General features: G+C 33.3%; 3 protein-coding genes. 2 read left to right on the top strand and 1 reads right to left on the bottom strand.

Translation table 11 applies throughout. From position 1 onward, the window contains the following. Positions 1-2,219, bottom strand: a 2,219-nt coding sequence (locus RR539_RS10305; protein ID WP_332474746.1) for a transglycosylase domain-containing protein, incomplete at its 3' end; no start/stop codon positions are given. A gap of 421 nt (positions 2,220-2,640) precedes the next feature. Between RR539_RS10305 and RR539_RS10310 the strand changes: the two genes are divergently transcribed. Together RR539_RS10310 and yunB are read left to right on the top strand one after the other, a co-directional pair. Next, on the top strand, positions 2,641-4,101 hold the full coding sequence (locus RR539_RS10310) for a glycosyltransferase family 2 protein (RefSeq protein ID WP_442878412.1): 1,461 nt from the start codon (positions 2,641-2,643) through the stop codon (positions 4,099-4,101). 108 nt (positions 4,102-4,209) lie between these two features. Next, a complete protein-coding gene (yunB, locus tag RR539_RS10315; protein WP_332474744.1) occupies positions 4,210-4,899 on the top strand; it encodes a sporulation protein YunB in 690 nt (229 codons plus the stop codon). Positions 4,900-5,184 lie beyond the last annotated feature (285 nt).

The following is a 5,184-nucleotide window of genomic DNA, read 5'->3' on the forward strand; positions in this document are numbered from 1 at the left end:
GGTGGAGTAACAGGTGGTGGAGTAACAGGTGGAGTAATTTCTGGGTCTGGTAATTCTGGCACTGGTGGACCTACGTGTACATCACAAATCTCGCTTGGTTGACTTGATGATGGGAAGTATTCATTAACAGGAGTAACTCCTGCTTGAGTACAATATTCAGTAGGAAGTTTACCAGAGTCTGGGCATACAGCTACAGAAACAAATCCAGCAGGTCTACTAAAGTCTTTATATGATTTTCCTCTATGGGCTTCCTTCATAATTCCAGCCCATAGTCGTGCAGCACTACCACTTGTTAGCTTTGAAAGTGAAACACTAGGCTTATCATGGCCTATCCATACAGCTCCTGAGTAGTATGGGGTTAGCCCTACAAACCATCCAGTTGTATTGTTACCTTCAGCATTTGTAGTTGTACCTGTTTTACCAGCAACAGGCATACCACCAAAGGAAGCACCGCCACCAGTACCACTTTGTACTACACTACGTAGCATGTCAAGTGTCATAAATGAAGCAGTTGAAGATAAAGATTGTGATTTAACAGATTCATTTTCTATAACAACATTTCCATCTCTATCAAGTACCTTAGTGTACATAATAGGTTCTGTGTACATTCCATTATTACCAAATACACCAAAGGCAGCAGCCATTTCAGTTGCAAGTACACCCTTAGTCATACCACCAAGTGATAAAGCAGCGTAATTAACATCGTTTGCAGCACCACTATCAACTACAGTTGATAGGTGGAATTTATTCTTAAGGTAATCAATTGAGGTTCTTTTACCAATCTTAGCCGTTAGTCTTACAGTTGCTGTATTAATTGATTCAACAAGTGCATACTTAATAGTTACTGTACCATATTGCTTGTTAGCAGCATTTTTAGGAGAGAATCCTTCTGCTTCACCAGGACTTAATTTAGCACCATTTATAGTGCTAACTGATGTAACTATATTTTTATCAAGTGCAGGTGCATATGTTGATAGTGGTTTAATAGTTGAACCAGGCTGTCTTTCAGTAAGTGCTCTATTAAATGATCCTGCTTCATGTTCTCCACGACCACCTATAATTGCTCTCATCTGACCTGTCTTATAGTCATATATAGCAGCTGCTGCTTGAGGTTGTGACTTACCATCCTTACCATTTGGTGAATAGTTCTTATACTTAGATGGTACAGAAATACCACTATAGTATTTAGGATTATCTACTACCTTTTGTGCAGCTAGTTGAAGTTCTGGGTCAATAGTTAAATGGATGCTATATCCACCATTAGCTACTTGCTTCTCAGCTTCTTCAATGCTAATTCCTTGTTTTTCTGCAATATCCTTTTCTACTTGATCAAGTGCTGGCTCTACAAACCATTGATACTTAGCAGTGTAAACTGGCTTCTTATTAACGAAGGCAAGTTTCTTATTAACAGCCTCATCGTGTTGAGACTGTGTTATATAGCCGTTCTCTAGCATCTTACCAAGTACGGTGTGTTGTCTATTTAAATAGGCTGTGGGGTCCTTTTTGTTCTTTTCGCTATAAGGATAATATTTAGCAGGATTCTGTGTAAGTCCTGCAATAAGGGCTGACTCTGCAAGGTCTAGTTCCTTAACAGACTTTCCAAAGTAGTGTAGTGAAGCACTTTGAACTCCACAAACATCTCTACCTCCAAGGAAGATAGTATTAAGATATGCTTCAAGTATCTGGTCTTTACTTAACTTTCTTTCAAGTTGAAGTGAAAGGTACATTTCTTGTAGCTTTCTTGTTATCTTCTTCTCAGGGGATAGTGCTATGTTCTTAATAAGCTGTTGAGTGATTGTTGATGCACCCTGTGATTTAGACATGGTCTTAAAATTATGGAATAGGGCACCAAAAATTCTCTTAACATCTATACCACTATGTGAATAGAATCTCTCATCTTCAATTGCTATAAAAGCATTTTGTAGGTCTTTAGGTATTTCGTTTAGGTTAACAATAAAGCGATTTTCATCACCAGCTACCTTTTCGAATGGTTTACCGTTCATATCATACATCATACTTGACTCATTAAGAGTACTTAGTATATCAGAATCAATGTCAGGTGCTGATTTTATAACAGCTACAGCAACCCCTGCTCCTGCACCTGCTAAAATAAGAAGTGAAATTAAAAAGCCAATAAGAATTGTTTTACCAATACTTCGCTTTTTCTTTTTTGATTTTTTCTTAGTTGATGGTTTTTTCTCTGAATTCTTTTGATCCATAAGAAACCTCCTTCTTAGGCAGAATATATAAGCCTAGTTATATAATTGAAAGTTATTATCCTTATTAAAATAAAGTACCCTTACATAAATAAATACTTTATACGAATATAAAGTACAACTACCACCAATTATACCATATGAGGCCAATAAATTAAAACAAAACTATCTTCCTATATATAAAGAAAATTTTAAATTATTATTAAAGGTCTTTTATATTTTTAAATAATCTGTATAATGTATAAAGGATATTTTATAAATAAGTTTAATTATGTATATATAAAGAATTATTATTAATTTTTACTAAAAAGCTTATTATTTATTAGTATTTTCAACATTTTTAACTTGATTTAAACTGAAAATAACTTATCATTATAATTATGGTCGACTTAAACATTTTGGAGGAGTGTATATGGAAAGTTTTATAAGTGAAGCGATAACGGTTATTACGGTATGGCTACAAGTAATTGCTTTTTTAGTCATACTATACTACCTATGCATATCGTTTTTCGGTATATATAGAAAAAAAGAAAAGCAGTTTGATAATGTTCCGGATAAGACTTTTGCTCTTGTAGTAGCAGCACACAACGAAGAGGTTGTTGTTGAGCAGATTGTAGAGAGTCTTAAGAGGCTAGATTACAATAGGGAGCTATATGATATATTTGTAATTGCGGACAATTGTACAGATTCAACAGCAGAGCTTGCTAGAAATGCAGGTGCATTAGTTTGTGAGAGATTTGACCCAGATAAAAGAGGTAAGGGATATGCCCTTGAGTGGATGTTTGATAAATTATTCAGAATGGACAAAAGATATGATGCTGTTGTTGTATTCGATGCAGATAACTTAGCATCAAAGAATTTCTTATCAGCTATGAACCTAAAGCTTAAAGAGGGATACAAAGTTGTTCAGGGATATCTTGATAGTAAGAACCCACATGATTCATGGATTACTGAATCATACTCAATTGCATTTTGGAGCAATAATAGATTATTCCAGTTAGCAAGAAATAACCTAGGACTATCTAACCAGATAGGTGGTACAGGATTTTGTATAGATACTGATACTCTTAAGGAACTTGGCTGGGGAGCTACATGTTTAACAGAAGACTTAGAGTTTACTTGTAAGCTTGTTCTTAATGGACATAGAGTTGGATGGGCACATGATGCTGTTATTTATGACGAAAAGCCAATTACTCTTAAGCAGTCATGGAATCAAAGAAAAAGATGGATGCAAGGATTTGCAGATGTTGCTTCAAGATTCTTCTTTAAACTTCTAAAGAAGGCATTTAAGGAAAGAAGCTGGAGGGCATTTGATTGTGCACTTTATACTATACAACCATATGTTACTATACTTGCAGGTATATGTGTTGTTTTAACAGCTATACAGCTACTTGGTGCAAATATGATATTTGTATTAACTAATTGGTTTAATAGTGATAATATTATTTACTTCCAGTTATTTGCTGTATTCCAGTTCTTATTTACCCCTATAATCATGGCAATTGATAAGAAGGTTTCTAAGAGACTAGTATTATACTTTGCATTATATTCAAGTAATATATTACTATTTGGTAAGATTAACGCTTATTTCATGAATAAGCTTAATGTAGATAAGGATGTATTTAGTTTAGAACTTATGCTAATAATGGGAAGTATTAGTTTATTATTCTTAGCAATTTGCATAGGTATAGCATTTATAGATAATAAAACAACAGGTAAGGTATTTATTTGGTACTTACTATATAGTATTTATGTACTTACTTGGTTCCCTATTACTATTCAAGCTATCCTTGATAAGGATAACAAGGAGTGGAGCCATACTAAGCACACAAGAGGTATATCTATAAATGAACTAGAAAATATTGACGAGAAATCGGTAGCATAAATTATGTAATAAAGATACCACATGATAAATATATCATGTGGTATCTTTATTTTTTTGGACTTAATACTACACTAGCTTGCATATTAATAGTTATGGGGGGGAGTGCTTATGAGAGGTAGTAGGATAAAGGTTAAAAAAAAGAAAAATAAGGGACCCTTAATTATGTTTTTAATAGTAACCGGGTTCATTGTATTTACTCTTTACCATATAAACACAACACTAAAACCAACGATTATGGCAATATGTGATGCAGAGGCTAGGAATATAGCAACAGAAACTATAAATAATACAGTTAGAGAAGAGTTTGGTAATTTAATTACTTATGAAGATATTATGGATATGAAAACAGATAAGGATGGAAACCTTATAATGATACAGGCAGATACAGTTGAACTTAATAAAATAGGTGCGAAGATTTCACTTGCAATACAAGAGAGAGTAAAGGTGATAGCTAGTAGCACAGCAAAAATTCCTCTAGGTGCAATTACAAAAAATGATTTATTTGCATCCTATGGACCTAAGATAAGTTTTAATATGAAGCCACTTGGCTCAATTGAAACAAAATACAGATCAGAGTTTGAGGCCAAGGGAATAAATCAAACAAGACATGTTATATATGTTGATATAACAACAAATATGCAGGTAATTGTTCCACTTGCAACAAACAAAATAAAAGTTACAACAAATATTCCTATAGCAGAAAGTATAATAGTTGGGAAAGTTCCAGATACCTATGCTAATTTTAATAGAGATTTGCAGGGTCTTGGCATTTTAAATGAAAAAACTAACACCAACTAAACCTAGTGTATCTAATGTAGAAATTTAAAGAAAAATAAAGAAAATATTAATAAAAGAGATATAATTAAACTATATGAACATGATATAGCTTGTTGTATCTCTTTTATGATGGTAAGATTCTATATGTTGCTAGACGGCAACGACAACAACTTGAAAACGGAAGTAATTCCTGATACATGTTAATGTGTCAAATATAATACAATAAGCGAGCGTACAATAATTTTTGTAGTTTTTTTATTAAAAAACTTCATCTGAGATTTAAGGATTTTAATTTGAGAGTTTGAT

It is taken from the genome of Clostridium sp. (assembly GCF_036639235.1).
Taxonomy (GTDB): Bacteria; Bacillota; Clostridia; order Clostridiales; family Caloramatoraceae; genus Clostridium_AB.